Annotated in this window: 21 protein-coding genes; 13 read left to right on the forward strand and 8 right to left on the reverse strand. The window is 63.8% G+C overall.

Annotated features, from left to right (window positions below):
• Positions 1-96: 96 nt before the first annotated feature.
• Complete coding sequence (locus tag AB1411_12435; protein MEW6544402.1) at positions 97-2,964, reverse strand: LAGLIDADG family homing endonuclease; 2,868 nt, start codon at positions 2,962-2,964, stop codon at positions 97-99.
• A 173-nt stretch (positions 2,965-3,137) separates the two neighbouring features.
• Here AB1411_12435 and AB1411_12440 point away from each other — a divergent pair, with 173 nt between their 5' ends.
• Together AB1411_12440 and AB1411_12445 are read left to right on the forward strand one after the other, a co-directional pair.
• Positions 3,138-3,551, forward strand: a complete 414-nt coding sequence (locus tag AB1411_12440) for a secondary thiamine-phosphate synthase enzyme YjbQ (GenBank protein MEW6544403.1) — start codon at positions 3,138-3,140, stop codon at positions 3,549-3,551.
• 189 nt (positions 3,552-3,740) lie between these two features.
• Positions 3,741-4,754, forward strand: a complete 1,014-nt coding sequence (locus tag AB1411_12445) for a hypothetical protein (protein MEW6544404.1) — start codon at positions 3,741-3,743, stop codon at positions 4,752-4,754.
• A gap of 51 nt (positions 4,755-4,805) precedes the next feature.
• Here AB1411_12445 and AB1411_12450 read toward each other — a convergent pair whose 3' ends face one another.
• The 3 genes from AB1411_12450 to folB all read right to left on the reverse strand — a co-directional run bounded on the left by AB1411_12450 (position 4,806) and on the right by folB (position 7,077).
• Complete coding sequence (locus tag AB1411_12450) at positions 4,806-5,192, reverse strand: hypothetical protein (GenBank protein ID MEW6544405.1); 387 nt, start codon at positions 5,190-5,192, stop codon at positions 4,806-4,808.
• A gap of 102 nt (positions 5,193-5,294) precedes the next feature.
• Entirely contained in the window at positions 5,295-6,158 is an 864-nt protein-coding gene (locus AB1411_12455; GenBank protein ID MEW6544406.1) for a PHP domain-containing protein, read from the reverse strand.
• Entirely contained in the window at positions 6,151-7,077 is a 927-nt protein-coding gene (gene folB / locus AB1411_12460) for a dihydroneopterin aldolase (GenBank protein MEW6544407.1), read from the reverse strand. The genes AB1411_12455 and folB overlap by 8 nt, the downstream gene beginning before the upstream one ends.
• A gap of 211 nt (positions 7,078-7,288) precedes the next feature.
• On the opposite strand from folB, the gene moaC reads away from it, so the two are divergent.
• The 11 genes from moaC (at position 7,289) to recN (ending at position 18,806) form a co-directional block, all read left to right on the forward strand.
• On the forward strand, positions 7,289-7,786 hold the full coding sequence (moaC, locus tag AB1411_12465; GenBank protein MEW6544408.1) for a cyclic pyranopterin monophosphate synthase MoaC: 498 nt from the start codon (positions 7,289-7,291) through the stop codon (positions 7,784-7,786).
• 88 nt (positions 7,787-7,874) lie between these two features.
• Positions 7,875-8,567, forward strand: a complete 693-nt coding sequence (locus tag AB1411_12470) for a molybdenum cofactor biosynthesis protein MoaE (GenBank protein ID MEW6544409.1) — start codon at positions 7,875-7,877, stop codon at positions 8,565-8,567.
• Positions 8,564-9,625: a GTP 3',8-cyclase MoaA gene (moaA, locus tag AB1411_12475; protein ID MEW6544410.1), complete on the forward strand. Its 1,062-nt coding sequence runs from the start codon at positions 8,564-8,566 to the stop codon at positions 9,623-9,625. Before AB1411_12470 ends, moaA begins: the two co-directional genes overlap by 4 nt.
• Positions 9,626-9,667: 42 nt before the next feature.
• Positions 9,668-10,375, forward strand: coding sequence for an urease accessory protein (locus AB1411_12480; GenBank protein ID MEW6544411.1), 708 nt, complete (start codon positions 9,668-9,670; stop codon positions 10,373-10,375).
• 266 nt (positions 10,376-10,641) lie between these two features.
• A complete protein-coding gene (locus AB1411_12485) occupies positions 10,642-11,430 on the forward strand; it encodes a 3',5'-cyclic-nucleotide phosphodiesterase (protein MEW6544412.1) in 789 nt (262 codons plus the stop codon).
• An 80-nt stretch (positions 11,431-11,510) separates the two neighbouring features.
• Positions 11,511-12,347, forward strand: a complete 837-nt coding sequence (accD, locus tag AB1411_12490; GenBank protein ID MEW6544413.1) for an acetyl-CoA carboxylase, carboxyltransferase subunit beta — start codon at positions 11,511-11,513, stop codon at positions 12,345-12,347.
• Between the two features lie 26 nt (positions 12,348-12,373).
• Positions 12,374-13,669, forward strand: coding sequence for a folylpolyglutamate synthase/dihydrofolate synthase family protein (locus tag AB1411_12495; protein ID MEW6544414.1), 1,296 nt, complete (start codon positions 12,374-12,376; stop codon positions 13,667-13,669).
• A 1-nt stretch (position 13,670) separates the two neighbouring features.
• The gene (gene lptD, locus AB1411_12500; protein ID MEW6544415.1) at positions 13,671-16,049 is read left to right on the forward strand and encodes an LPS assembly protein LptD; all 2,379 of its coding nucleotides are present in this window, start codon (positions 13,671-13,673) and stop codon (positions 16,047-16,049) included.
• A gap of 26 nt (positions 16,050-16,075) precedes the next feature.
• Positions 16,076-16,618, forward strand: coding sequence for a hypothetical protein (locus tag AB1411_12505; protein MEW6544416.1), 543 nt, complete (start codon positions 16,076-16,078; stop codon positions 16,616-16,618).
• Positions 16,619-16,717: 99 nt separating this feature from the next.
• Positions 16,718-17,065, forward strand: coding sequence for a thioredoxin (trxA, locus tag AB1411_12510; protein MEW6544417.1), 348 nt, complete (start codon positions 16,718-16,720; stop codon positions 17,063-17,065).
• A gap of 61 nt (positions 17,066-17,126) precedes the next feature.
• Positions 17,127-18,806: a DNA repair protein RecN gene (gene recN, locus AB1411_12515; GenBank protein ID MEW6544418.1), complete on the forward strand. Its 1,680-nt coding sequence runs from the start codon at positions 17,127-17,129 to the stop codon at positions 18,804-18,806.
• A gap of 31 nt (positions 18,807-18,837) precedes the next feature.
• On the opposite strand, the gene AB1411_12520 is transcribed toward recN, so the two are convergent.
• The 4 genes from AB1411_12520 to AB1411_12535 form a co-directional block, all read right to left on the reverse strand.
• Complete coding sequence (locus AB1411_12520) at positions 18,838-19,959, reverse strand: HD domain-containing phosphohydrolase (GenBank protein MEW6544419.1); 1,122 nt, start codon at positions 19,957-19,959, stop codon at positions 18,838-18,840.
• 173 nt (positions 19,960-20,132) lie between these two features.
• Positions 20,133-21,536 carry a sigma-54 dependent transcriptional regulator gene (locus AB1411_12525; protein MEW6544420.1) on the reverse strand — a complete coding sequence of 468 codons (1,404 nt, stop codon included), beginning with the start codon at positions 21,534-21,536 and terminating at the stop codon, positions 20,133-20,135.
• Positions 21,508-24,468, reverse strand: a complete 2,961-nt coding sequence (locus AB1411_12530; GenBank protein ID MEW6544421.1) for an ATP-binding protein — start codon at positions 24,466-24,468, stop codon at positions 21,508-21,510. Before AB1411_12530 ends, AB1411_12525 begins: the two co-directional genes overlap by 29 nt.
• Positions 24,469-24,487: 19 nt before the next feature.
• Positions 24,488-26,053, reverse strand: a complete 1,566-nt coding sequence (locus AB1411_12535; GenBank protein ID MEW6544422.1) for a 3-oxoacyl-[acyl-carrier-protein] synthase III C-terminal domain-containing protein — start codon at positions 26,051-26,053, stop codon at positions 24,488-24,490.
• Positions 26,054-26,250 lie beyond the last annotated feature (197 nt).

Raw genomic sequence — 26,250 nt, forward strand, 5'->3', positions numbered from 1 at the left:
ACGCAGGTGCGGGGTTCGAGGCACGGGGCGCGAGGCTAGAGGGAAAATCCTCGACGAGTTTATGCCTCTTGCCACGAGCCTCGTGCCCCTTGCCTCCTAGCAGTACTGCACGCCCGCGCAGGAGAGGACCTGCTTCTCGCGGCTTCCCGTTCGGAAGACCGTGAGGCCCTTGCAACCAAGGCGATGGGCCAGGAGGAAGGCCAAGGCAACGTCCGCCTTCGTGGCCGATGCGGGCAGGTTGATGGTCTTGGACACGCCGCTGTCGCTGTGCCGCTGAAACGCGGCCTGCATCCGGACGTGGCGCTCGGGGGACACGTCATGGGCGGTGACGAACAGGCGGCGAAAATCGGACGGGATCTCCGAGAGATGCTGGACGGATTCGTTGGCGGCGATGCGTTCGAGCAGTTTCGGGGACGCGATGCCGGCCGCGCGGGCCATCTTGACGAACAGCGGATGCACCGTGACCAGGCGGACGTCCTCCATGACCGTCCGGACGAAGCTGACGCCATAGAGCGGCTCGATGCCGGCCGAGCAATCCGCGATGATACTGAGCGTGCCGGTCGGGGCGACCGTGGTGACGGTGGCGTTGCGCAGGCGGCGCCCGTCCGATTCCAGCCGGCTTCCCTTGAAGTTGGGAAAGAGCCCGCGCTCGACGGCCAGCTCCGCCGAGGCCGCCCACGCCCGCTCCCGGATGAACCGCATGACCCGCTCGCCCGTGGTCAGGGCCTCGTCGTCGTCGTAGGGGATGCGCAGCTTGATCAACAAGTCCGCGAACCCCATGACCCCCAGTCCGATCTTGCGGTTTCCCCTGGTCATGCGCTCGATGTCGGGAATCGGATAACGGTTCATGTCGATGACGTTGTCCAGGAACCGCACGGCCAGGGGGATCGTCTCGGCCAGGCGGTCGAAGTCGATCCTGGGGGCGGTGGCGGAGCCGGTCACGAATCGAGCCAGGTTGATGGACCCGAGGGTGCAGGATTCGTAGGGGAGCAGGGGCTGTTCGCCGCAGTTATGCACGACGAATCCGTTGGCATCGAATGTGCGGGGTCCCGGCACGTGCACGTCAAACACGTCCTCGACACCGTCCGCGCGTACGTTCGTCACACGCGCCAAGAAACGTTCGCGGTTGAGACGGCGCCGGTAGGTTTGCAGGAGGCGAGCAAGTTTGGCGGCTTTCTCCGTGTCCGCAAAGCCGATGCGTTCTTGAAAACGAAGCAGATTGTCTCCGTACACGACCAGGTCGTGCTGGCTCCGGATCGCATAGGCTTTGGAGCCGCCCTTCCCGTCAGGCAGGCGGTGGGAGCCCGTTCGCCTTCGGTTCATGTAGATTCGAGAGGCGATGCCGAGTCGCAGCAGCATCCGCTGGACGGCTTTCAGTCTGGTCGCGTCGCTTTGTCCGAGGTGCACGCTGACTCCCTTGGCGAGGGAGCCCTGCACCGAGCCGTCCGCGTCGAAGAACCCGCGGAGAAATCCTTTGTGAAAGTCGCTCGAACCTTGCTCGACCTGAGCGGTGATCGCTTTGTGACCTGGGCGCATGCCGCACGCGAGGGCAAGATGGCGGAGCGCGGCGAGGGCTAGCCGGTACTCGTGGCGCCCGGGCACGGAGACCCAGCCGTTGAAATCGCTCCGATGGGGCAGGCTATAGGCGCAGCGCAGGGCTTCGTTCATGACGCCCGCGGTCCCTTTGCCGCCCGTGTGCCAGACAGACAGAACGGCCTTGTCTTGTTTGAGCACCCCGTCCCCGACCAGGAGGCCGAGCAGGTATCCCTGCTCGAAAGTATAGTCGCCCTTCCACCCGGCGTTCGTCCGGTGATCGTGGAGGAGCACGGTGTCTCCCGGCACGAGGTCGCCGGCCCGATGCCACTCGCTTTCAATGACGTAGCGGGTCTTTCGAGTGACGCGACGGATCAGGTGGTCGGCGGTCACCCTGACGGTGTAGCCTTCGGCAGTCTGAATGCGCAGGACGGGTTGCGTGCCCGTGCGGAAGAAACCGTTCGGGCCGGTCACATGCGGTTCCCCGTGAACCTGAGCCAGAAAGGGTCTGCCGATCAGAGTCCCGACTTGTCGGGGTCCGTCAGCCGTGTGGACCCAGGTGTCCGCCGTCACGCAAGGATTCGTCGCTTCGATCCGGCCGATGTGCGGCGTCGGATTGGCGGCGTTGATCGTGTCGAGGAACACCACGCCCGGCTCCCCGCTGTGCCAGGCCGCCGCCACCAGCCGATCGAAGACCTCGGCGGCCTTGAGGCGGGTGACGGTCCGACCGGTCCTGGGGTTCACGAGCGCGTACTCCCGTCCCTGATCCAGCGCGCGCATGAAGGCGTCGGTGACGCCGACCGACACGTTGAAGTTGGTGAGCTCCTGGGGGGATTGCTTGACCGCGATGAACTCCAGGATGTCCGGATGGTCCACCCGCAGGATTCCCATGTTGGCGCCGCGGCGGGTCCCGCCCTGCTTGATCACCTCGGTGGCCATGTTGAAGACGCGCATGAACGAGACGGGCCCCGAGGCGATGCCGCTGGTCGAGGCGACACGATCGCGCTTGGGCCGCAACCGGCTGAACGAGAAGCCGGTCCCGCCTCCGGACTGGTGGATCAAGGCCTGCTGCTTGACGGCCTCGAAAATCGACTCGAGGGAATCCTCGACCGGCAGCACGAAGCAGGCGGAGAGCTGCTGGAGATCGCGGCCGGCGTTCATCAGCGTCGGGGAGTTGGGCAGGAAGTCCAGGCTCCGCATCAGGCCGTAGAAAGCCTCGCCCATCCGCGCGGCCCGCCGCGCCCCCTCCTTTCGACTCGGGGCGTACAGGTGCTCGGCTTGGGCGATGTTGCCGGCGACGCGCCGGAAGAGCTGCTCGGGCGCCTCGACGGGCTTGCCCAGGGCGTTCTTGGCCAGGTAGCGGCGCTGGAGGACGTTCAACGCGTTGGCCGACAGGCGAGGCGCGTTGGGAAGGGCGGTCCGTATGGTCATTGGCTCGACCGACGAGTGTGCCCTATTATATGCGAAAACCAGCGCGGTCCACCACGGATTGTGCGGATTGAGTTGGTGGTCGGTCTCGACTTCCGTCCGTTCGGCGCAGAAGTGCTTGCATCTCTTCTCTCACCTCAGGCAGAATGCGTCAGACGTCGGTTTCTTGGCCGCCCATGAAGTCCTACCGGGAAGAGCTCTGGTTCGAGACGAAGACCCGCCGCGCCTATCTCAACATCACGCCCCAGGTCGAAGCGGCCGTCCGGAAGAGCGGAATCAGGGAAGGGCTCGTCCTGGTCAACGCCATGCACATCACCGCCAGCATCTACATCAACGACGACGAGGCGGGGCTGCTGAAGGACTACGATGAGTTCCTGGAGCGGCTGGCGCCGCAGCAGGCCCGGTACCGGCACAACGAGACCGGCGAGGACAACGGCGACGCGCACGTCAAACGACAGTTGATGGGGCGGGAGGTCGTCGTAGCCGTCACGGGCGGGCGGTTGGACTTCGGGCCCTGGGAGCAGATTTTCTACGGCGAATTCGACGGCCGTCGCAAGAAGCGGGTTCTGATCAAAGTCATCGGGGAATAGCAATCGTCCTTCATCGTTCCGCGTTCGTCGTTTATGAGGGGGCTTGCCTCTGACCCGGAACTTTGGCAACATGACTGAGCGACGCGCGTTGCTCGTGAAGCGTTCCTCCTTCGTCGGGACCGAGTTCCCTGGAGCGACTTCCGCGATTCACGTCCCACGAACGACGAGGAACGGTTCAGGGAGGGGCATATGTCAAGTTGGTACCGGCCCGATCCTTTGACGCGAGACCTCATCCACCTGATCAACGCCCGGCGCCACGATCACGGGGATGCCGATGCGGCCGTGGAGACCTTGCAGGCGTTCCTCGAGCAGGATCGGGAGCAGGATCTCCTCACGGTGCTGGCCGCGCTCGACGAGGAGATGGCCGAGTGGCTCTTCGATCTTTTGGCCGAAGCCGCCTGCTCGGTGATGATGGAGGGGCAGCCGGAGGACAAGCCCACTTATGCGGTCATGGCTGCACTGGAGCTGCCGCTCCAGGCCAACCTCAGCCTGCCGCTCGGGCTGAAGATCGACCCGGTGGCCACGGCCGATCTGCTTCACCGTCACCTGCACCTGTCGCCGGGGACCGTCGTGATGGTCGAGCCCCGCCTGCTGACCGACGCGACGCTGGATCTCCTGACGCTCCATTCCATGTACGACCACATCGTCTCGCTGGCCGATTCCCGCCGCCGGCAAACCATGGCCGCTCGGCTGCATCCGCCCGTGGAGGCGACGGCCTACCTCATGTTCGAGTTGCTCGGCTCGCCCGACCCGGGGTTGCCGGAGACCTTGGAGGACGAGGATCGCCAGGCTCTGCTGGCCGGGCTCGTGGCCCAGTGCCCGGAGTTGGCCTCGGCCCCGCACATGTTGGACGCGCCGGTCTTCGCGGCCTACGCGATGTTCGATGCGCAGAACGCGGTGCGGCTCCACCGGCTGGCCGACGAGACCGTGGCCGTCTGGCGCGAGCTGGAGCCGACCGTGCGCAGCCGCACGATCGTGCACCTGCACACGCAGTGCGGGAACGGGGTCTACATGCCGGTCTGGACGGACTTGTTCGATCCCGAGCTGCCGGAGGATCACGGGCCGGTCTGGACTTCGCCGGACGTCTGGGTCTTCACGGCCGACCTTCCGATCGAGTGGCCCGGCGAGATGCTCACCAACCGCCTCCTTGCGGAGGGGTGCACCAGGTTCGAAAACCACATCGTCGAAGCGCCGGAAAACTGACCCGGGATTCCGGTCGGCTCGGTTGCGCTGAAGGGTCGGAGCGGATTCTGCTCAGCGGCTCGTGCCGCCGCGCCACTGACTACCGCCGGGATTGCTGCCCGGAGCGACGCCGCCCCCGTATGGGATCATCGGAAACAAGGGGGCAACCGGGGGAGCGAGGGGTGGGATGGTCGGGCCGATCCTGGGCGAGTCGAACCGGTAGATCGTGCCGGAATTGAGATCGCCGCTAGGCCCGCTGAACCGGTACTGCTGGATGGTGCCGAAGTCGTAGACCGTGCCGGTCGTCCCCCGTGAGTCGTTGTACAGCTTGACCCCGCCGAAGTCGTACACCGTCCCGGTCGTGCCGTCCTGTCCCCGCATGATGCTGATTCCGGATCCCCAGGCCTGGCCGACGGCAAGCAGCCAGCCAAGGGCGAGCGCGGCGAGTGTCCGTGTCATCGTGCGGCCCTCCCGTTGAAAGAGGACTCGGCAGGCAACCTATAACAGCGTTCCCATCATAGCAGACTTTTCTGCGTCCGCGAATGGATCGGCCGGTCCGGTTCAGGAGAAGGACGCGGCCGCGCGCTTGAGAGGCTCGATCAGCTTGCCCGGGACTTTCAGCCCGCCTCGGCCCACCCCCACCTCGATGTCCGGTTTCGTGATCCCATGGAAGTCGCTCCCGCCGGTGACCAGCAGGTCCAGCCGCCTGGCCAGTTCCAGGTACTGGGAAGTCTGCTGCGGACGGTGCGTGCTGTAGTGGCATTCGATCCCCATCAGGCCGGCGGTTTTCAGGTCGGAGCAGAGCCTGACGAGCGCCTCGCCGGTTTCTTTGAGCCAGGTCGGGTGGGCGAGCACCGGGATGCCCCGGGCTTCCCTGATCCAGGCCACCGCTTCGGCGGGGGCCGGCAGGTCCCTGGGAACGTACGCCGGCTTCCCGGCGGCGAGGTAGCGCTCGAAGGCTTCCTTCGCTGAACCGACGTAGCCCTTTTGCATGAGGACCCGGGCAATGTGGGGCCGTCCGACCGACTCGGTGCCGGCCAGTTCCCGGACCTCGTCATAGGTGATGGAGAGGCCCAGCCCGTTCAGCCTCTCGATGATCCGGGGATTCCGTTCGTGGCGACCGGCTCGAAGCCGGGCGAGGCGGGTCTGCAGGACCGGATCGGTCCAGTCCAAATAATACCCCAGGACGTGGAGCTCGTTGTCTCCGTGGCGGGAGCTGATCTCGATGCCGGGAATCACCTCGATTCCCAACCGCCTGCCCGCCTCGAGGGCCTCGGGGATGCCGTCCACGATGTCATGGTCCGTGATGGCCAGGGCCGTGACGCCGGCCTTGTGGGCCAGGGTCAGGACCTCGGCGGGCGGGAGGCTCCCGTCGGAATAGGTCGTGTGCAGGTGGAGGTCGAGCCTGCCGGGCTCTTTAGCCATGGGTTTCCTTTCGGGCGACCAGCCTGGCCGTGAACGCCGGCCGGTCCGTGCGGCTGTCCGCGTGCTCGCCCTCGTCATAGTGCAACACGCGCAGCCCCGGCACCAGCCGCAGCAGCTCGTTGCGTTCCAGGCAGAACTCGCGTCGGCGCGGATGCTGGTGTCGGAGGTGGTTGTCGATCAGGAACGTTTCGTAGACCAGGACCCCGCCTGGTTTGATCGCCTGGATGAGGGCCGGAAAAAACGGGCGGTGGAGGTAGAAGAAGACGAGAACCACGTCATACCGTTCCCGTGCGATGTCCGGCGGGCGGTCCCCGCTTTCGAAATCGACGGCGCGCGTGCTCAGGCCCGTCAGGTTCCTCTCCCGGGCCACGGAGGCCAGGGAAGCCAGAACCGACTGGTCCCGGTCCAGCGCGTCCACCGCATAGCCGCGGCCAGCCAGAAACAGGGCGTTCCGCCCGGATCCGCACGCGACGTCCAGCGCGGCTCCTTTGGGGAGGAGGTGCATCTGTTCCAAGAGAAAGGCGGCGGGGGCGGGATCAGGAACTTCGGCCGACCTCCTCCGTTCCAATCTGACCCCGACCGACCCCTTGACCTGTTCGAGCGGCGGGGCCAGCTTCCTGACCCAGAGCCGCACCGCGGCGACGGGAAATTCGGCCAGGATCACGGTCGCGAGGCGGTCCGCGAGCGTCTCCAGGAGGTGAAATTCCTGGGACGTGCCGGTCTCCCGTGCCCGCTCCGCCACCCGGGCATAGTCGACCGCCTTCGAAAGATCGTCGCTGGCAGCCGCACGCGCCAAACCGTCGGGCTGGTAGTCCAGCTCCAGATCCAGGGCGAGGGGCTGCGGCACGCGGCGCTCCTCGGGCGTCACGCCGCAGCGACCGAGGAATTCCAGATTCTGAATCAGCAATTGGTCGAACATCACCCCATTCTCATTGATGCTCGCACCGGGAGTCAAGCAACGGCCGCAGCGATCGGTGCGCCGGAGGGACGGTCGCCGGTTTGTGCGGGAAAAGGAAGCCGACCGCGCGGCTTGCGGTGCGCCATTGGCAGCGGCTCCATTTCGCTTGACTCCGTTTCCGAGCGACTTCTATAATTTCACCTGGTTCAACGGTTCGTGATTTCAGGGGAAAATGGCTGAGTTCACGCACTTTAACGAGTCGGGGCGGGCCCGGATGGTGGACGTGACCCAAAAGGACTCGACCGAACGGGTGGCCACGGCCCAGGCTCGCGTGTTCCTGCTTCCCGAGACCCTGGAGAAGATCCAACGGGGGAAGATCGCCAAGGGGGACGTGCTAGCCGTCGCCCAGGTGGCCGGAGTCATGGGGGCCAAGCGGACTCCCGACTTGATCCCGATGTGTCATCCCATCCTGCTCACCGGCGTGGACGTCGATTTCAAGGAGGATCCCCAGCCGGACTTGAACGGGCGATGCTCGATCACGATCACCGCCACCGCCAAGACCACCGGGCCCACCGGGGTCGAGATGGAGGCAATGACGGCTGTCTCGGTGGCCGCGCTCACGATCTACGACATGTGCAAGGCCGTCGACAAGGGGATCAGCTTCAGCGATGTCTATCTGGTTTCCAAGTCCGGGGGCAAGTCGGGGACGTACACGAGGGGCGCACGATGAACGCGGGGAGGGAAATGACTGGCAGCCCGAACGTGGCCGACGTCTCCATCCTTCGCTCAGCGCTCAGCCTTCAGCGCGGGGTGCGATCGTGATCACGATCAGATTGTTCGGTCTGATCAAGACGCTGGCCAACAACCAGCCAGAGCTGTCCCTGTCGCTCAACGGCGGCCGGCGCGTGAAGGATCTGGTCTCGTTGCTGGACCGCCGCTACCCGCAGATCGGCGAGCTGATCCACAAGAAAAAGGTGCTCGTGTCGGTCAACCAGGAGATCGCGCACGAGGAGACCGAGATCAAGGATGGCGACGAGATCGCGTTGTTGCCCCCCTTCGCAGGCGGCGCGCCCGACGGTGGCGACGAGGCCATGCTCGTGCGGGTCCAGCGGGAGAACTTCTCCGTGGACGCCGAGATCGACCGAGTCCGGCGCCGATCCACGCGCATCGGCGGAATCGCGACCTTTCTCGGAACGGCGCGGGATCGGTCCAAAGGCCACGACGTCAGCTCGATCACGTTCGAGCATTACGAGGGCATGGCCCAGAAGAAACTCCGGGAGATCCGGGAGCGGGCCCTGAAGGATTTCGACGTGCTGGAGGTTTTGATCCTGCACCGGTACGGCGACATTCAGGTCGGGGAGAACATCGTGTTGATCGTGGTCGGAGCCGAGCATCGGGCCGACGCGTTCCGGGCCTGCAAATGGTGCATCGACGAGTTGAAGCAGATCACGCCGATCTGGAAGCTTGAGCACACGCCGGAGGGCGAAGTCTGGGTGGAGGAGCATCCGTGAGCACTGGGCCAGCCAACAGCGCGTCGCCAGCGGTCGGCGATTCGTTCGGCCGTCCGTTGCAGAGCCTCCGCCTCTCGGTCACGGATCGGTGCAACCTCCGCTGCCGGTACTGTATGCCGGAGGAGGAGTACGTCTGGCTGCCCAAGGACACGATCCTGACGTTCGAGGAGATCGCGACGCTCACGGATCTGTTCACCGGGCTCGGGGTGGACAAGATCCGCCTGACGGGCGGCGAACCGCTCCTGCGGCGGGACCTGCCGACCTTGGTCGCCATGCTGGCTGCGAACCCCCGGATCAAGGACCTCGCCCTCACGACCAACGGCATCTTTCTGGCCGAGCAGGCTCAGGCTCTCCGCCAGGCCGGCCTTCACCGCGTGACGGTCAGCCTGGACACGCTCGATCCTGGTCGGTTCAAGGCCCTGACACGGCGCGACACCCTCGGCAAGGTGCTGGAAGGGATCGAAGCGGTCGGGCGGGCCGGATTCAAGGGGCTGAAGCTCGACACGGTCGCCATCCGTGGGTTCAACGACGACGAGCTGGTCAAGCTGATCGAATACGGGAGGCGGGTGGAGGCCGAAGTCCGTTTCATCGAATACATGGACGTCGGAGGCGCGACCGATTGGTCAATGGACAAGGTCCTGTCACGCGACGCCATCCTGGACCTCCTCGGACGGCGCTACGGGAGGGTCGAGCCGGTCGTCGAGGAGAGCTCCGCTCCGGCGCAGCGGTTTCGGCTGCCGGACGGGACGACTTTCGGGATCATCGCCTCCACGACGGCGCCATTTTGTGCGACCTGCGACCGAAGCCGGCTGACGGCGGACGGTCTCTGGTTCCTGTGCCTCTACGCAGTGGACGGCCTCGACCTGCGTCAGCCGCTCCGTTCCGGACGGTCCCGGGAAGAGATCGCGGCGCTCATTCGGTCCGGCTGGCAGGCCCGAAGGGACCGCGGGGCCGAGCGGAGGAAGGAGCTGGAGCGGGTGGGCGTCAGAGCCAGGCTGGTGGAGATCGAGCGGCTCCGAGAAGATCCCCACCTCGAGATGCACGCCCGGGGCGGCTGAATCCACCCCCGCGGCTCGCCTTCGGAACTGATCCACGGCCTCATGTCAGACGCGCATCTCATCACCCTGCTCGGGCTCGGGTTCCTGCTGGGGGCTCGGCACGCGTTGGATGCCGACCACTTGGCGGCAATCTCGACGATCCTCTCCGAACGTCCCTCCCTTCGCACCTCGGGATTCGTGGGATTCTGCTGGGGGTTCGGCCACACGGCCGTGCTCCTGCTGATCGGCTCCGCGGTCATCCTGCTCCAGGTCACCATTCCGGAACGGGTGGCCCAGGCGTTCGAGTGCGCCGTCGGCCTCATGCTGGTCCTGCTGGGGATATCCCTGGCCGTTCGGCTGGTTCGGGAACGGTGGCACCTCCACGCGCATCGGCACGGAGGGGAGACCCACCTGCATCTCCACAGCCATCGGCTCCATCCGGACCACGGGCACGATCACTGGCTGCGGCTTTCCCTCCGGCCCCTCCTCGTGGGCTCGGTCCACGGTCTGGCCGGTTCCGCCGCCCTCCTGCTGGTGGTGCTCTCTGCCGTCCGGTCTCCCTGGGAAGGCGTGGCCTATATCCTGTGCTTCGGGGCCGGCTCGATCGCCGGCATGATGGTGCTCGGCCTGCTCATCAGCCTCCCCCTGGTCCTCTCCGCCTCGCTCGGGAGTCGCGTGCTGGCCGTGGTCCAGGGCCTGGCGAGTCTCGGCAGCGTCGGGCTCGGCGCGACGATGCTGGTCCGCCTCGGGCTGGGTGGGAGCCCGTTCTGACCGTCCGCTGATTGCGGTCCCTGCCGAGCCGATTTGTGGTTTGTCCTCCCGGTTACTCACGGGTTTTCACGCATGGGCCAATGGCCTTTGATCTCGGAAACGGCCGTCTTGTTGCGGCCAATCGCGGGGCGGCTGACGGGCGTGCGGAATGAGTGATTCTTGGTGCGGGGGGAAGGCGTGCTGTGCTATCCTGCGCCATCTTTTTGAGGGGCTCGGATGCGGGGCGTGGCGTTCATGAAGCTTGCCGGCAGCCAGGAGACGGCGCCGTGAAAATCCGGGTCCTGGGGTGCCACGGGTCCGACCAAGTCGTCGGCGGGGACGTCGGAGTGCATCAGTGCCGGACTTGCGGCTTTCTGGTCAACGGGACCGTGATGGTGGACGCCGGCACGGTCGGCGCCGCCCTTCACCTTGAAGAGCAGAAGCGGATCCGGCACGTCTTGCTCTCCCACCTGCACTTCGATCACATCCAGGGGCTGCCGACGCTGGCCGACAACCTGGTGGACGACGCGGTCAATTCGGTGGTGCTGACCAGCATCCCGCAGGTCCTGAACGGGCTCCGGACGCATCTCTTCAACGGGAAGCTGTACCCGAATTTTTTCAGGCTTCCCAACGCCAGGCAGCCGATCTTCGTCCAGCGGTCGCTGACGATCGGCCGGGAGAGCGAGGTGGCCGGGCTGCACGTGACCCCCGTCAAGGTCAACCATCTGGTCCCTACCGTGGGCTTTTTGCTCCGCGAAGGAAACGCTTCGTTCCTCTACAGTGGGGACACGTACGAAACTGGGGAGATCTGGAAGGTCGCGGCCAGGGAGCCCACGCTGAAGGCCGCGTTCATCGAAGTGTCTTTCCCGGAGGAGATGGCCGAACTGGCCCGCGTCAGCAAGCACCTGACCCCGTCCCTCTTCGGTCGGGCGTTTCGCCGGATCGGCCGGCCTGACCTGCCGGTGTACGCCTATCACCTGAAGCCGCGGTTCCGCGAGGAAATCAAGCGGCAGCTGGCTGACCTGAAGATTCGCAACCTGACGGTGCTGGAAGAAGGACAGGAAGTCCACATTTGAACGCAAAGCGATGAACGCTGAACGCTGAACGAACGAGGATTGCGGAGTTTTCCCTCATTCATCGTTAGAGCAAGCAACGTATGGCCTGGTTCAAGAAGGACGCGCCGTCGAGTCAGGAGGCCTCGAGAAGACCGAAGGTCGTCGAGGGCCTGTGGCTGAAGTGCAGCCATTGCCGCGAGATCGTCTATCGCAAGGAGGTGGACCGGAACAACAAGGTCTGCCCGAAGTGCGACTACCACTTTCCCATTTCCGTGACCGAGCGGATCGCCATGCTGGTGGACCTCGGCACGTTTCGGGAGTGGGAGGCCGATCTCGAGCCGCAGGATCCTCTCGGGTTCCTGGACACCCGACCCTACCGGGAGCGGCTGCGCGCCCAGCAGGAGAAGACCGGGCGAAAAGACGCGGTCGTGATCGGCGAGGGGGCCATCAACGGCCGGCGGGTCGCGCTCGGCCTGTTCGACTTCGGGTTCATGGGGGGCAGCATGGGGTCCGTCGTGGGAGAGAAGCTCTGCCGGGCGGTGGATCGCGCGCTGGCCGCGCGGCTCCCCTTCGTGCTGATCACGGCCTCGGGCGGGGCGCGGATGCAGGAGGGCATCCTGTCCTTGATGCAGATGGCCAAGACTTCCGCCGCCGTGGCCAGGCTGGGAGAGGCGCGCGTGCCCTTCATCTCCGTGCTGGCCGATCCGACCTTCGGGGGGGTCACGGCGAGCATCGCCATGCTGGGGGACGTGATCATGGCGGAGCCGAAGGCGCTCATCGGGTTCGCCGGCCCCCGCGTCATCGAGCAGACGATCAAGCAGCAGCTGCCGGACGAGTTTCAGCGGGCCGAGTTCCTGTTGGAGCACGGCATGATCGACATGATCGTGGAGCGGAAGCACCTCAAGGAGACCTTGGGTCTTCTCCTCAGCCACTTGTAAGGCTGCCGCCCGGCAGCCGGATCCTCATGCCCTATCCCGACGCGCTCGAGTTTCTACACGGGCTCCAGAGGCACGGCATCAGGCCCGGCCTCGACGTCATCGGCACACTCGTGGCCCGGTTGGGACGCCCGGACCGACGCTTCCCGTCGCTGCACGTAGGGGGGACGAACGGCAAGGGATCCACGGCCGCCATGGCTGCGGCCGTGCTGCAGGCGGCCGGCTATCGGGTCGGCCTCTACACCTCGCCGCATCTGGTCGATTTTCGGGAGCGCGTCCGGGTCAACGGCGAGCCGATCGCCGAGGATGATCTGGCCGCGCTGGTCGAGCGCCTGCGAGAGGCTCTCCCCCCTTCCTGCGCGCCGACCTTTTTCGAGTTCACGACCGCCCTGGCGTTCCAGCATTTCGCCGAGGCTAAGGTGGACATCGCGGTGGTGGAAGTCGGCTTGGGAGGAAGGTTCGACGCGACGAACGTGCTCGTTCCGCTGGTCGCGGTGATCACGAACGTGGCCCTGGATCACCAGGAGTATCTCGGGGAGACGGTCGGCGCCATCGCGTTCGAGAAGGCCGGAATCATCAAGCCCGGAGTCCCGCTGGTCACCGGACGGCTTTCGCCGGAGGCGGAGGGGGTGATCGGTCGGGTTGCCGGGGAGCGTGCGGCCCCCTGGTCCAAGTGGGGACGCGATTTCCGAACGACGGGGGAGCCGCTGACGGGGTTCCGCTACGAAGGGTCGCGTGGGTCGTACCAGGGGCTGTCCTGTCCCCTCGCCGGCGCCCATCAACTGGAAAACGCGGCCTGTGCGCTGGCGGTCCTGGAGCTGGCGTCGGAGGCCGGTCTGCAAGTACCCGAGTCGGCCGTCCGGTCCGGCTTGCGGCAGACCCGGTGGGAAGGGCGGCTGGAGGTCGCGGAGCGGCATCCGACGATCCTGCTGGATGGAGCGCACAATCGGGCCGCCGCCGACGCGCTGGCCGTCTACCTGGCCGGCTACCGCCGCGAGCATCGGGGCTCGCGCGTCATTCTCCTGGTCGGCATGATGCGCGACAAGGACCGTCGCGGGTTCCTCCAAACGCTGGCGCCGCTCGCCGACGAGGTCGTGGTGACGCAGGCGGCGATTCCGCGCGCGGCGTCGGTGCAGGAGATGCTGGAGGCGCTCGGCGGACAAGCCGGGAGCGCCTATGCGGAGCCGGTCCCTGCCGACGCGCTGGCGCGAGCCAGACGGCTGGCCGCTCCGGAGGACCTGATTTGCGTGACCGGGTCCCTGATGCTGGTAGGCGACGTGAAAGCCCTCCTGCGCGGGTGCGGGCTGTCTCCCATCAGGGGCTGAAATGGGCCGAAGCCGCCGGTCGGTGCTCGGCTGCCCCATCCTTGCCTCCCTGGCCCTTCTGATCGTGATCTTGCCGTCGGGCGCAGCGGTCTCCTGGGGCGCCAAACCGACCCTCTCGGCTACGTCCGCCGCCGCCCAGCCGATCGAGATCACCGCCGACCACCTCGAATACATCCAGGGCAACGAGGTCTACGAGGCGGTCGGGTCGGTGAAGATCGTCCAGGGGCCCCTCCAGCTGACCGCGGACCGCGTGACCGTCATGATGCTCTCCGGCACGCTCATCGCCACGGGGCACACCCACCTGAAGGACCCGACGTCCGACCTGTGGGCCGACCGGCTGGAGCTGGATGTCAACACGGATGCGGGGGTCATCACGAACGGCAAGCTCTTCATGAAGGAGTCGAACACGCTGGTGACCGGCCGCTTGCTGCAGCGGTTTTCGGAAGACCATTACCGGGCCAAGGAGGGTTCGTTCACCAACTGCGACGCCAAGGAGGGGCAGGTCCCGGCCTGGCGCTTCACGTTCAAGGACATGGACCTGAACGCGGGGGAAAGCTTCTACGGAAAGGACGTCTGGTTCTGCGTGAACGACGTGCCGGTCCTGCCCCTCCCGTCCCTCAACTATCCCGTCCAGAGCGGCCGCAAGAGCGGGTTCCTGGTGCCGACAGTCGGGTACGACAACCGGTTCGGCATGCATTACCGGCAGGGTTTCTTCTGGGCGGTGGACCCCAGCCAGGACATCACGGTCACGCCGGACTATCTGAGTAACCGGGGCTACGGCGGAGACCTGGAGTACCGCTACGTCTGGGATCGGAACACCAGGGGCCAGTGGCTCGGCACGTTCATCGAGGACACCAAGGTCGGGCGGGGCCGCGCGCTCCTGACCGGAGCCCACACACAGAAAGTCACCGACACCCTGTCCATCCGCGCGCAAGCCAACCTGCTCAGCGATCCGAACTACTACAACGACCTCAGCAACACGGGCTTCCTGCGCGCCCTGCCCAGCCAGGAGTCCAACATCAACGTCAACAAGCGGCTCCCGACCGGCAACGTGTACCTCCTGGGCCAGTACCTCCAGCCGTTGCAGGTCGGAGGCAACTCGACGTTCCAACGGCTGCCCGAACTGGGGTACAGTCTGCTCAACGTGGCGCCGTTCGACAATCCGCTGGTCGTCGGCCTGGATACGACCGTTGTCAACTGGCACCGGGACCAGGGGTTCCAGCTCAACCGCGTGGACTTCATGCCGGGGATCGGGACGGAGACGCTGAACGTCGGCGACGTAGTCGGCCTGACTCCCCAGGTCCGGCTCCGCGAAGTCTATTACACGAGGGGCGTGACGACCGCACAGTCGGTCCACCGGGAGACCTTCTGGGCGAGCCTGGACGCCACGACGCGGTTGACCCGGCGGTTCAACCGGGAGGGCGGGGGGAGCCTGCTGCACACGATCGAACCGGACGTGATCTACGAGTTCGTGCCCGCCACCAGCCAGTCCCAGATCGTCCAGATCGACGCGGTGGACGACCTGCCCAAGAAGAACCTGGTCACCTACAAGCTGCGCAACCGGCTGCTCGGCATGGGGCCGGAGGGCGCGACCGTGAACTGGCTGGACTTGACTCTCGCGCAAAGCTATCACGTGGGCGGCGTCCAGACCCAAGCCCGGCAGTTTCCGTTTCCCGACAGCGTCCAGTACACGACCCTGTCCCAACAGCTCCAGCCCACCATGGTCGCCGTGGCCGGAAGGAAATTCTCCGATATCTGGGCCAGAGGCGTCATTGGCAATCCGATCAGCACGTCGCCTCGGGACAGACCCGTGTCGCTGACGGTCGACACGTTCTTCGATCCTTACGAGAGGAACCTGAGCCAGTGGAACACCGACTTGCGGTACCAACACGGGATGAGCTGGTACGCAGAAGTGGGGCAACGGTACACGCGCGAAGGCAACCGGGTTCGACGAGGCGACATCTGGAACCCGCTTTCGTTCGGCGAGGTCTTCGCCCCGACGCCCACCGTCCAGTACGTCACCGCCGCCGGAGGCGTCCGGCTTCCCTACGGGTGGACGGTCGGCGCCAAGACGTACTACGATCTCAAATCCGGGGTCAGGCCGGAGACGGACGTCGTCGCGGTGTACCAGAACCCCTGCCGCTGCTGGTCGCTGGGTCTCTACTACATCCAGTTCCCGGACCGGGTGCAGTACAATTTCCTCATCAGCCTGACCGGCATCGGGGCGACCGAAGGCGTCGGCACCATGCTGATCAAGTCCATCCTCTATCCGCTGTTGATGGACGAGAAGGGGCTGCCGTGGCCAAGCACGACCGCCCGGCAGCCGATCGTACCGGAAGCGGCACCGGGCGGCTCGCCCACCATGGGCCGGCCCTATTGACGCGCATCGCGCGCGGGAGGTGTAGCGTGGAGCAGGAAACGCGGGGAAGATGGCGGACGGAATGGGTTCTAGCCCTTCCGGTGCTCGCGATGTGCCTGATCGTGCCGGACGGCTCATCCGTTGCGTCGGAGGGGGCGCGCGACCATCTCAAGCGGGCCAAGGTGTTTCTCGCGGCAGCGGACTATCGGCGCGCCCTGGAAGCCTGTCAGCGAGAGGTGGAGGAGGCTCCTTCGGCGGAAAGCTACACCTACCTGACTTATGTTTTCCAGGCGCTCGACGGCTATCTGGAGGCGCTGGCCAAGGAGGATCGCTGGGTGGGCGTCGAGCAGCTGTTCCTCAACCTGGCCACCCGGGACACTCAGGACTTGGTGGATCCGCCCGATGTGCTCGCACGGATCGCCAAGGAGATCATCCAGGACAGCGTCCGGCGGCAGGCCGACATCGCCGCCGCCATGGCCACTCGTCTGGACAAGACCGCCACCGAGCGGCTGTGGCGACAGCAGACAGAATGGCGCAAGGCCAATCCTGACGGATGGTGGGCGGGGGTGCCGGCGGAGTGGAGGTGGTAGCCGGCGCTTCGGCCCAAGTTGACAGTTTTGAGAAGCGTGCTGTACGATGCCGGCCTGGGCGGAGCATCCTGCCGCTCATAGCGCGAAGGAGGAACTCCCGTGGCGGCACAGGCGATGAAAGTGGACGAAGGCAGTTGGGACGCCGAGGTCATGAAGGCTCCCGGACTGGTGATGGTGGATTTCTGGGCCGTCTGGTGCGGGCCCTGCCAGATGGTGGCCCCGGTCGTCGAGGAACTGGCGAACGAGTATGCCGGAAAGGTGCGGGTCTTGAAGCTCAATACCGACGAGAACCCGGAGATCGCCGGCCGTTACCAGATCATGAGCATCCCGACCATCATGTTTTTCAAAGACGGCAAGCCGGTCGAGAAACTCATCGGCGCGAGGCCCAAACGCCAGTTCAAGGAAGTGATCGATTCCCTGCTCGCGCAAAGCACCCCCACCGCTTGAACAAAGGATGAAGGGCGAAGGCGGAAGCCTTCATGCTTGCTCGTAAGAATGGCCGGCTCGCATGCTCACCGAGCTGCGCATTTCCAACTTTGCGCTGATCGACAGCCTGAGCCTGGAGTTCGCCGAAGGCTTCCACGTCCTCACCGGCGAGACGGGCGCAGGAAAATCCATCCTCGTTGACGCCATCGCGCTGCTGGTCGGCGGCCGGGCCGGCGGCGATCTGATCCGGACCGATGCGGAGGAGGCCGTGCTGGAAGCGGCCTTCGTCCTGCCGGCGGCCAGCCCTCTGCTCGCCCCCCTCCGAGAGAGCGGCTCGCTGGCTTCCGGGGAGTCGGAGCTGATCATCCGACGGGTCCTGTCCCGCACCGGCCGAAACCGGGTCTATCTGAACGGGCACCTGACGCCCCTGCACGTGCTCCAGTCCCTGGCGGGCACGCTCATCGACATCCACGGTCAGCACGAGCAACAGTCCCTTCTTTCCGCTGAGGCCCAGTTGGAGGCGCTGGACTGCTTCGGGCGCCTCAAGGACCTTCGCGCAAACTATGCGGCCCAGTACGAACGGTGGCGAACCAGCCAGCGCGAGCTCGAGGAAGCGACGCGGCTCGCGGCCGACCGCGCGGCGCGGGAGGAGTTCTTGCGTTTTCAGGCCAAGGAACTCGAGGAGGCCCGAGTCCAGCCGGGCGAGGAAGAGACCCTGCTTGCCGATCGCCGACGCCTGAGCCACGTCCAGCGGCTGGGAGAGCTGAGCGGAGAGAGCTACTCCCTGGTCTACGGGGGTGAGGCGTCGGTGCTGGCGATGCTGGCCTCCGTGGCTCAGCGGCTCAAAGAGCTCAGTGCGATCGATCCGGACGCAGCCGAGTGGGCTGAGTTGTGCGACGGCGCGGCCGTGCAGGTGCGGGAGCTCGCTCAGCGGCTGCGGGATTATCAGAAACAGCTTGACCGGGATCCGGATCGGTTGGGCCAGGTCGAGGAGCGGCTCGATCTTCTGCAACGACTGAAGAAGAAATACGGGGGGACGATCGAGACCCTGCTGACGCGAGCCGCCGAGGTGAAACGGGAAATCGAAGCCCTGGGGAGTGATGAATCGCGCCTGGCCGGGCTGCGCGACCGGGTCGCCGAGAACCGTCAACGCGTCTCCGCCCTGGCCCTGCAGCTCTCCGAAGGCCGCGCCCGTGCCGCCAAAAGCCTTGAGACTCGGCTCAAGGAGGAACTCGCGGCGCTCAAGATGGAGCGAACCAGGATCAAAATCGCGGTCGTGCGGGAGGAAGAGGGTCTGGGACCGAGCGGATACGATCGAGTCGAGTACCTCTTTTCGGCGAACCAGGGGGAGCCGCTCCAGCCCCTCGCCCGCGTGGCGTCCGGCGGGGAGCTCTCGAGAGTCATGCTGGCCTTGAAGACGGTGCTGGCGGAGGCCGATCGGGTGCCGGTCTTGATCTTCGATGAGGTGGACTCGGGAGTCGGCGGCGCGGTCGCGGCGGTGATGGGACGGCGATTGCAGGCCCTGGCTGCCTACCATCAGGTGTTTTGCATCACCCATCTGCCGCAGATTGCCTCCCAGGCCGGCACGCATTTTCTCGTCGAAAAATCCGTCGTCAAGAAACGGACGGTGACGACGGCCAGGCGCCTTGACGACACGGCCCGGCACGAAGAAATCGCCAGGATGTTGGGGGGATTGGCCATCACGAGCGCGGTCCGGCAGACCGCCGCAGAGATGCTCCGGGAGGCCGGCCGGAGAGATTGATGGACCCAGTCAGAGGAGATCGGCCCGCTGATCAGTCGGGAAGAGCAATGGTCCGCGACGAGAGAGCGGGCAGCGTGGTCTTGTTTTCGGCCATTGCCCCGAGGAAGAGCTCCGCGAGCTTGGGATCGAACCTGGTCCCCGCCTGCCGCTGAATCTGCTCACTGGCTTCCTCGATGGACAAGGCTGGTTGAGCGGGTGAGCCGGTAACCATCAGGTCGAATGCCTGGACCAATCCTACGATCCTCGCAGACAGGGGAATCCGCTCTCCTTGCAGCCCGCTGGGATATCCCAACCCGTCATACCGCTCGTGGTGATGGACGATGGCTTGACGGACTTGGGCCGGCAGGCCGAGCGGGAGGATGATCCGGGCCCCGATTTCGGGATGCGGTCTCAACGGTTCCCGTTCATCATCCTCCAGTTCTCCAGTCTTTGAGAGAAAAGGCTCGTTGAACGGAATCGTGCCGATATCATGTAAAAAGGCACCGATAGCCAGCAGCTTTTGTTCCTGGGCCGGCAGGTAGAGGCGCCGGGCCAGCAGCCCGGCGTAGAAGCTGGCGCGAGAAGAATGGTTCAACAACTCGCGGTCCTTGGCTTCGAAGAGATCGGTGATTAATGGAATGAATGCCAGATACTCGGCGGAGCCGAGCGCCGGCTTGGTTGTCTTGGTGAGCGAGCCGTAAAGTTCGAGGAGGAGGCGCCAGGTCCCTGTGGTATCGGGGTGTTCTCTCCAGACGACTGCGTGGGTCTTGAGAAACTCCCGCAGTCCTTGCAGCCTTTGCTTCTTTCCCAACGCCTGGTTGATGACGGAGATCAACTCCGTGACGTTGAACGGTTTCACGAGGTAGCCGGCTGCGCCGTACCGGAGCCCGTCCATGGCCGATTTGAGGCTCCCGTAGCCGGTAATGATGATGACCTCGACATCGCTCCGTTCCTGCTTGATGTCCCGCAAGAGATCCATCCCCTGTCGGTCCGGGAGCTTCAGGTCCAGGGTGACCAAGTCGATCGGCTGCTCTCTGAGCGTCTTCATGGCGGTCAGGGCGTTATCAGCCATATGGAGACCGTAAAACGGCCTCAGAATGATCTTGAGGGCATCGCGGGGACCAGCTTCGTCTTCCACAATCAGGATCGTCGGCTTGCTTGCGGTCATGGTCATGGGATAGCTCCACCCTTTTCGATGAAAGAACCACAGAGAATTATCAAGTAACCGCCATCAGTTGACGAGCAGGTCTTGTGCCACAATCAGTGCCCATTCAGACTGGAAAACCACCCCTTCCCCATCACTTGGCAAGGTCGAAGCGTGCAAATTTGTACGGGCCCGTGTCATTTTTACAGCTTTTCGACCTCCAGCTCGGAGGCTGTCTGGCTCGTGCCGATCCCGAGCGTATCCATTCGATACTTCAGCATCCGCCTGCTGATGCCCAGCAGGGCCGAGGCATGGGTCTGGATATAGTCGGTCTTCCGCAGCGCGTCCAGGATAATCTCTTTTTCGAACTCGAGCACGGCTTTTTCCAGAGAGAGGTGGCCGGAGAGGGTCTCCTCGCGCAACGAGCTGAAACGGGAATCAGTCTTGACGGAGGCCGGCAGGTGCTCCGTCGTGATGGTGCCGCCTTGGGACCAGACCAGGGCCTGCTCGACGACGTTTTCGAGTTCGCGGACATTGCCCGGCCAGTGGTACCGGGTGAGGACCTCCAAGGCTTCCTTGGAGAATTCCTGTTCGGGACGAGAGTCTTCTTCGAGCCGCTTGCTCAAGAAGTGTCTGGCCAACAGGGAGATGTCCTGCCGACGGTCACGTAGAGGAGGCAGAAAGAGCGAGACGACGTGGATCCGATAGTAGAGGTCCTCCCGGAACTGTTTGCGGCGCACCAGATCCTCGAGATTCTTGTTCGTGGCCGCAATGATCCGGACATCCACCTTGACCGGATGGGTGCCGCCGATGCGGGTAAATTCACGCTCCTGGAGCACGCGCAGCAGCTTGGCCTGCGTCGCCAGGCTCAGGTCGCCGATCTCATCCAAGAACAGGGTTCCGCCGTGAGCCAGCTCGAACTGGCCCGCTCGCCGGGCGGTGGCGTCGGTAAAGGCCCCCTTCTCATGGCCGAAGAGCTCGCTTTCGATGAGGGTTTCCGGTAAGGCCGCGCAGTTCAGCGCGACGAACGGGCGATCGCGTCGCGAGCTGTTGAAGTGGAGCGCCCGGGCGACCAATTCCTTGCCGGTGCCGCTCTCGCCGGTGATGAGCACGGTGGCCTTGGTATCGGCTGCCTGCTCGATCTTCGCGTAGATCTCCTGCATGGCCTGGCTCTTGCCGACGAGGTTGTGGAAGGCGTACCGGGTGGCGACCTGGGACCGGAGGTACCGGACCTCCTGCTCCAGTTCGTGGGCCGCGAGCGTTTTGGCCACGATGAGCCGCAATTCCTCGATGTCAAAAGGCTTCGTGAGGTAGTCCGCCGCGCCCAGCTTCATGGCGTCTACGGCGGTTTTCACCGTCTTCGTGGCCGTCAGCATGATGACGGGTTTGCTCCGATCCTCGGCGCGGAGGGTCTGGAGGAGCTCCAAGCCATTCGTGCCGGGCAGGATCACGTCGAGGAGCACGAGGTCCGGAGATTCCTGGCGAAACAGGTCCAATCCCTCCTGAGCGCTCGAAGCGCAGATGACCTCGTAGATCGGCTCCAGGACCACCTTCAGTGAGGCCAGCACACTCGGTTCGTCATCGACCAGCAAGACCCGTTTCTTCATACTGTTCGTGCTCCTTCCGCAGTTTGCCCGGAACCGGGTTTACAGGGAGATTGACGAGAAAGGTGGTGCCCTTACCGACTGCGCTTTGCACTTCGACATTTCCGCGATGTTCCTGCACAATCTGATGGACGATCGACAAGCCCAATCCCGTTCCTTCCCGTTCTCCGCTCTCGTGTTTAGTCGTGTAGAACGGGTCGAATATCTGCTCCAGGTTCTCCGGCTGGATGCCGCGGCCGGTGTCGGCTACCTCGATCTGGACCCACGAATCCCCGGACGCTTTCGTGAGCCGATGGGTCTTGACGGTCAGCCGGCCGCCTGAGTCGGGCATGGCTTCCATGGCGTTGAGGAAGAGGTTCAAGAGCACCTGCCTAATCTGCTGGCGGTCCAACCTTACTAAAGGCAAGTCCGATGCCAGATCCTTTGCAATCGTGACAGCCTGACTGTCCGCCTTGACCTCAACGAAATACAGACAGGAAGCCACCACGTCATTGAGGTCCTCTTCCGTGAACTTGGGCTCCATATAGCGTGCATAATCTAGGATTTCCTGGATCAGCCGCTCGATTCGCTCCACATCCTCTGATACAACTCCGCTGAAATGCTCCATAAATTCAAGGTCGTTCCGGCGCTCAGGCGCGAGTTGGACGAAGGTCTTGATCGAGGTCAAGGGATTGCGGATCTCGTGGGCGAATCCGCCCGCGATGGTTTCCAGGGAGCGCAGACGGTCAGTGCGGCGGACCAGGGTTTGGGACCGCCTCAAGTCCTCGTACAGCATCGCATTGTCCAGGGCGATCGCAGCGTTGTGGCCGAGCGTGAACAGGAGATTGAGGTCATCCTGTGAATACATGTTGTGGTCGGCCTTGTAGCCGAGGTTCAAGAAGCCGATCAGCCGCTCTTTGTTGATCAGGGGAACGCAGAGTTCGGACTCCAGGGCGGTCAGCGTGTCCACGAGCACCTGTCGCTCCCGGAGCTGCGGCAGGCCGAGCCCGTGCTCCAATTCTTCTTTGAGAATGGGCTGGTCGAGCTCTCGCAAGGCTCGGACGAATTGGTCGTGGCTTTTCAGTTGCAGCATCCTGAGGCGGTCGTCGCTCACTCCGTGGAAAGCCCGGAGGGAATAGGAGCCCCGTTCGTTATCCAAGATGAACAGGGAAACCTTTTGGATTCCCATGACCTTTGCCAGGGTGGAGGTGATCTCTTGGTACAGCGTTTTCAAATCCAGGATCGAGACCATCGCCCGGCTGAACTCGATGAGCGTTTCATAAGCGTCATAGCGCGTTTTGAAGAGAGTCTTTTCGACGGCCTTTTCCATCCTCCGCCGGAGATTCACGAGAAGGCCCGCAAAGACCGAAAACACCGCCACGAGGATGCCAGCCAGGACAAATTGCATGGCACCCGTATAGAGGCGAAGCAGCAGGAGGATCATCACGTAGAACGGGATCAGCGCCAGGGCCTGAGCGAGCGGCATGATCCGCGGCTTCGACGTGATGAGCGTCACGTCCATGACCCGATGCTTCACGATCGCGTAGGTGACGATGAGTGGCCAGAGGCTGGCAAAGACCCAGCCGAAGGGATAGAACTCGAGCCCGTAGCTCTGTACGAAGTCAATTGACGCGAGGTACCCGATGGCAAAAGCCCCAAACACGTACTTCACGCGCCGCGCGTCGAGCGGGGCGTTCGCCTGCTTGAGCGTATAGCCCTGGTGGAGCTTGTAGAGGGAGAGCCCGCTGACCAGTCCGAAGTACAGCAGAAACAGCGGGTGCAGCACGCCGGCTTGCGGATAGTACCCCCAGAAGTAGCGATAGTGGCCGCTCAGAAAGTAGGGCGTCGGGATCAGAACAAGAAACGCGGAGCTGACCAAGTAGTTGGCCAGCACTGATCTCCTTGCCGGCGGGTCCTTCAGGAAGCTTCTGTGGAAGTGATAGAACAGGGCGGGGATGAACGCGACTCCTACGTACACGAACCGTCCCCACAGCAGCGCCTCGCGCTCCTGCGAGGCCGAGTACATCAGAAAGACTCCGGACAGCCAGGTGCAGACAGCGAGGCACAGCAGGCCGAAGGTGATGTTCGTGGTCGCCTTCGGGTTTTCCAGCAGGACCCACAGACCGCAAGCGAAGACCAACGTGCTTGCGAACAGCGGAGGGAGTGAATAGAGCGTCGCGCGGTGGCTGATGATCGCGATGATGTAGACAGGCACCATGACGAGGCCGAGCAAGAGGGCATAGGCGAGCCATTTGTTGACGACTATGCGGATGTCCAGGAGCCGGTGCTTGACGATGGCGTACGTCGTGGCCGCGACGTAGAGGGGGATCGCATAGGTTCCGAAAGGGTTGAGGAGGGGGATGTTCAAGCCAAAGACTAGAAGGAAGTTTGCGCCTCCACCGAAGTAGCCGAAGGTCGAAGACCAAAGGAGGTAGGCGAGTTGATTGCGCCGAGAGCCCGAGGCACCGGTATAGGCCCTATACAAGTGATAGTGACCGTAGGCGATGCATGACAGGAAAAACAGGACGGCATATGAGTAGAGAGGGCCTGGTGTCAGGAGATTTTTCAGGTAAAACTTCGGCTCCGTGTCGGCGATCATGTGGGGGGTCATCGAGAGGCATGCAAAGGCAAAGCTTAATGCGTAGCAGACCGCGAGAAGCCATCGCCTTTCTCGGATTCCGAGCAGCCGATGGACGAAATCCACGAATAGGCTGGGGATGAGGAATGACCCGCCCGCCGTCATCAATCTGGCAGCGAGCAGAGACAGGTTCTTGTCCGCAATGAAGTGATGGAAGATTTGAAAAAAACTCCACCACGCGATGCTGAGGCAGTACAGAAAGAAGGTCCTCCCAACAGGGCTTTCCCGTTTATAGAAGAGGACGAAAAGTCCTAGAGCGAGAGTCGTTGAGGAAGTGAGAGAGAGGGCGAGCGCGAGATGGGTGGCAGGAGATGTCATCGCGACATGACTGGTTTCTTTAGAGGATCAGTCCCATGATTCCGACGCCGAATCCGCCGGACCCACCAACGAGCAAGATTTTGTCCCCAATCTTTAAACGGTTTTCGCTTAGAGCCGTACAAAGCGCGACAGGCATGCTCGCGGCCCCGACATTTCCGTGTCTGGGGTAACTCCAGAATATTTTTTCCTGCGGCATTCCCAGTCTCTTATGGAATAAATTGTCGATGATATGGTGTGAAACCTGATGCGGGACGATCAACTCGATATCGGAGATATCCCAATCCAGCATCCTCATGGTTTCCTCGACACCGATCGGAACGTGTTGGAGTGCGGCCCGCTCAATTTCGACCCCATTGCTTCTGAAAAGCCTTTTGCTCGACGAGTTCTCCATGAGCGGGACAACAGCCACCTCCCAATAAGAACTGTCCGTCAGGAACCACCGAGCCTTGATTCCACGCTGCTCGCCGTTCTTGGTGCGCGTGAGGACCGCGGCGCCACCGCCGTCTCCGAGCGTATAGCCCATTGAACTGAGTCTCAGGTCGCCCTTTGTCTCCGGCTCCCAGTTGATGAATTGGGAAATCACCTCACCTGCCGTGACGAGACCTACTTCATACCGCCCGGAGGCGATGAACGAATCCAGCACGTCGATCCCAGAAACGAATCCATTGCAGGCGTTGGCCAGGTCAAAAACATAGGCGTTCGTTGCCCCGAGTTTTTCCTGGATAATGCAGGCGGTTGCAGGCTCTTCGACATCGCGAGAAACGCCGCAGGAGATAATGACCTCAAGATCCTTCGGATCCACGCCGGCGCTTTTCAAGGCGCGAGCGCTAGCTTCTACGGCAAGATCCGACGGGTATGTCCGCGACCCTGCGTAGTGGCGGGCTTGAATGCCGGTGAGTGCTCCAACCACGTCGCCGAACTTTGTCTTTTCACCGTTGCGGGCCAACATGGCGTTGACGTGGCCGTTCGTGATCATGTTGGGGGGCAGGTAGGCTCCCCAGCCGATGATTTTGGAAGCATGAACGCAGCTACGACGAGCGGTGTGGAGCCTGTCAGCTCGCGGTCGTTTCGCTTGGGTGTACAGCTTGGCGGCTTCCAGGGCGACCGCGTCCTTACTGACTAAGAGCGTGAGCAGGGACTTCTCCCGGCCGGAGGGATTCTCCCGCAACGATTCGACGGCCGAGAGGATGATTTTTTGTTCCCAGTCTCGGAGGGCCGCGAGCCGCACCCCGATGGTATAGAGAGGAGAGGCATCGCCTTCCATCCTTCGACAGTACGCGACTTGCGCGGAGAGATCCAAGTAGCAGGTTTCTGCGAAGGAGCACTGCAGCGTGAGCGGCGTCCCGACGCCTAAGGCCGTGTCACTCAGGATGCTGATCCCAGTGGGGCTGATGTCCTGCGAGACTCCGGACACTTCGGTGTCTTGGAAGCGCAACCGAAAGGGGATGCGTAGCGGGTCTCGATGAGCGCCGCGCCGGTCTGCGATCGTTTCCGACTGCGCCGAGGGGCTGGCGGCCTCGGCGTGAGCTTCCCCGGCTTCGAGTTGGAGAGCCTCTTGAGAGTCTGCAGCATTTTTACTCGGCATCGGTTTCCCCTCTCTCCCGGTTCATTTGGTGGTTGACCCTGTTTGTCTGGGCAGAACGGCCCGCAACGGGTCGTGATTCAGCCTGGGTTCCGGTCGAAACCACGGCTAACTTGGCGGATGATCGGGCAAAAGGTTGCGTTTGTCAATGGAAGCCGGGCATTTTGCATGCCAGGCTTGGGCTGACCGAGGGGGGAAGC

The organism is Nitrospirota bacterium (genome assembly GCA_040757595.1).
Classification (GTDB): domain Bacteria; phylum Nitrospirota; class Nitrospiria; order Nitrospirales; family Nitrospiraceae; genus JBFLWP01.

What these genes read in the sequence shown, in the direction of transcription:
- AB1411_12435 (MEW6544402.1), bottom strand. Translation starts at nt 2,964, where the DNA reads ATGACCATACGGACCGCCCTTCCCAACGCGCCTCGCCTGTCGGCCAAC.
- AB1411_12440 (MEW6544403.1), top strand. Translation starts at nt 3,138, where the DNA reads ATGAAGTCCTACCGGGAAGAGCTCTGGTTCGAGACGAAGACCCGCCGC.
- AB1411_12445 (MEW6544404.1), top strand. Translation starts at nt 3,741, where the DNA reads ATGTCAAGTTGGTACCGGCCCGATCCTTTGACGCGAGACCTCATCCAC.
- AB1411_12450 (MEW6544405.1), bottom strand. Translation starts at nt 5,192, where the DNA reads ATGACACGGACACTCGCCGCGCTCGCCCTTGGCTGGCTGCTTGCCGTC.
- AB1411_12455 (MEW6544406.1), bottom strand. Translation starts at nt 6,158, where the DNA reads ATGGCTAAAGAGCCCGGCAGGCTCGACCTCCACCTGCACACGACCTAT.
- folB (MEW6544407.1), bottom strand. Translation starts at nt 7,077, where the DNA reads ATGTTCGACCAATTGCTGATTCAGAATCTGGAATTCCTCGGTCGCTGC.
- moaC (MEW6544408.1), top strand. Translation starts at nt 7,289, where the DNA reads ATGGCTGAGTTCACGCACTTTAACGAGTCGGGGCGGGCCCGGATGGTG.
- AB1411_12480 (MEW6544411.1), top strand. Translation starts at nt 9,668, where the DNA reads ATGTCAGACGCGCATCTCATCACCCTGCTCGGGCTCGGGTTCCTGCTG.
- accD (MEW6544413.1), top strand. Translation starts at nt 11,511, where the DNA reads ATGGCCTGGTTCAAGAAGGACGCGCCGTCGAGTCAGGAGGCCTCGAGA.
- AB1411_12495 (MEW6544414.1), top strand. Translation starts at nt 12,374, where the DNA reads ATGCCCTATCCCGACGCGCTCGAGTTTCTACACGGGCTCCAGAGGCAC.
- lptD (MEW6544415.1), top strand. Translation starts at nt 13,671, where the DNA reads ATGGGCCGAAGCCGCCGGTCGGTGCTCGGCTGCCCCATCCTTGCCTCC.
- recN (MEW6544418.1), top strand. Translation starts at nt 17,127, where the DNA reads ATGCTCACCGAGCTGCGCATTTCCAACTTTGCGCTGATCGACAGCCTG.
- AB1411_12520 (MEW6544419.1), bottom strand. Translation starts at nt 19,959, where the DNA reads ATGACCATGACCGCAAGCAAGCCGACGATCCTGATTGTGGAAGACGAA.
- AB1411_12525 (MEW6544420.1), bottom strand. Translation starts at nt 21,536, where the DNA reads ATGAAGAAACGGGTCTTGCTGGTCGATGACGAACCGAGTGTGCTGGCC.
- AB1411_12530 (MEW6544421.1), bottom strand. Translation starts at nt 24,468, where the DNA reads ATGACATCTCCTGCCACCCATCTCGCGCTCGCCCTCTCTCTCACTTCC.
- AB1411_12535 (MEW6544422.1), bottom strand. Translation starts at nt 26,053, where the DNA reads ATGCCGAGTAAAAATGCTGCAGACTCTCAAGAGGCTCTCCAACTCGAA.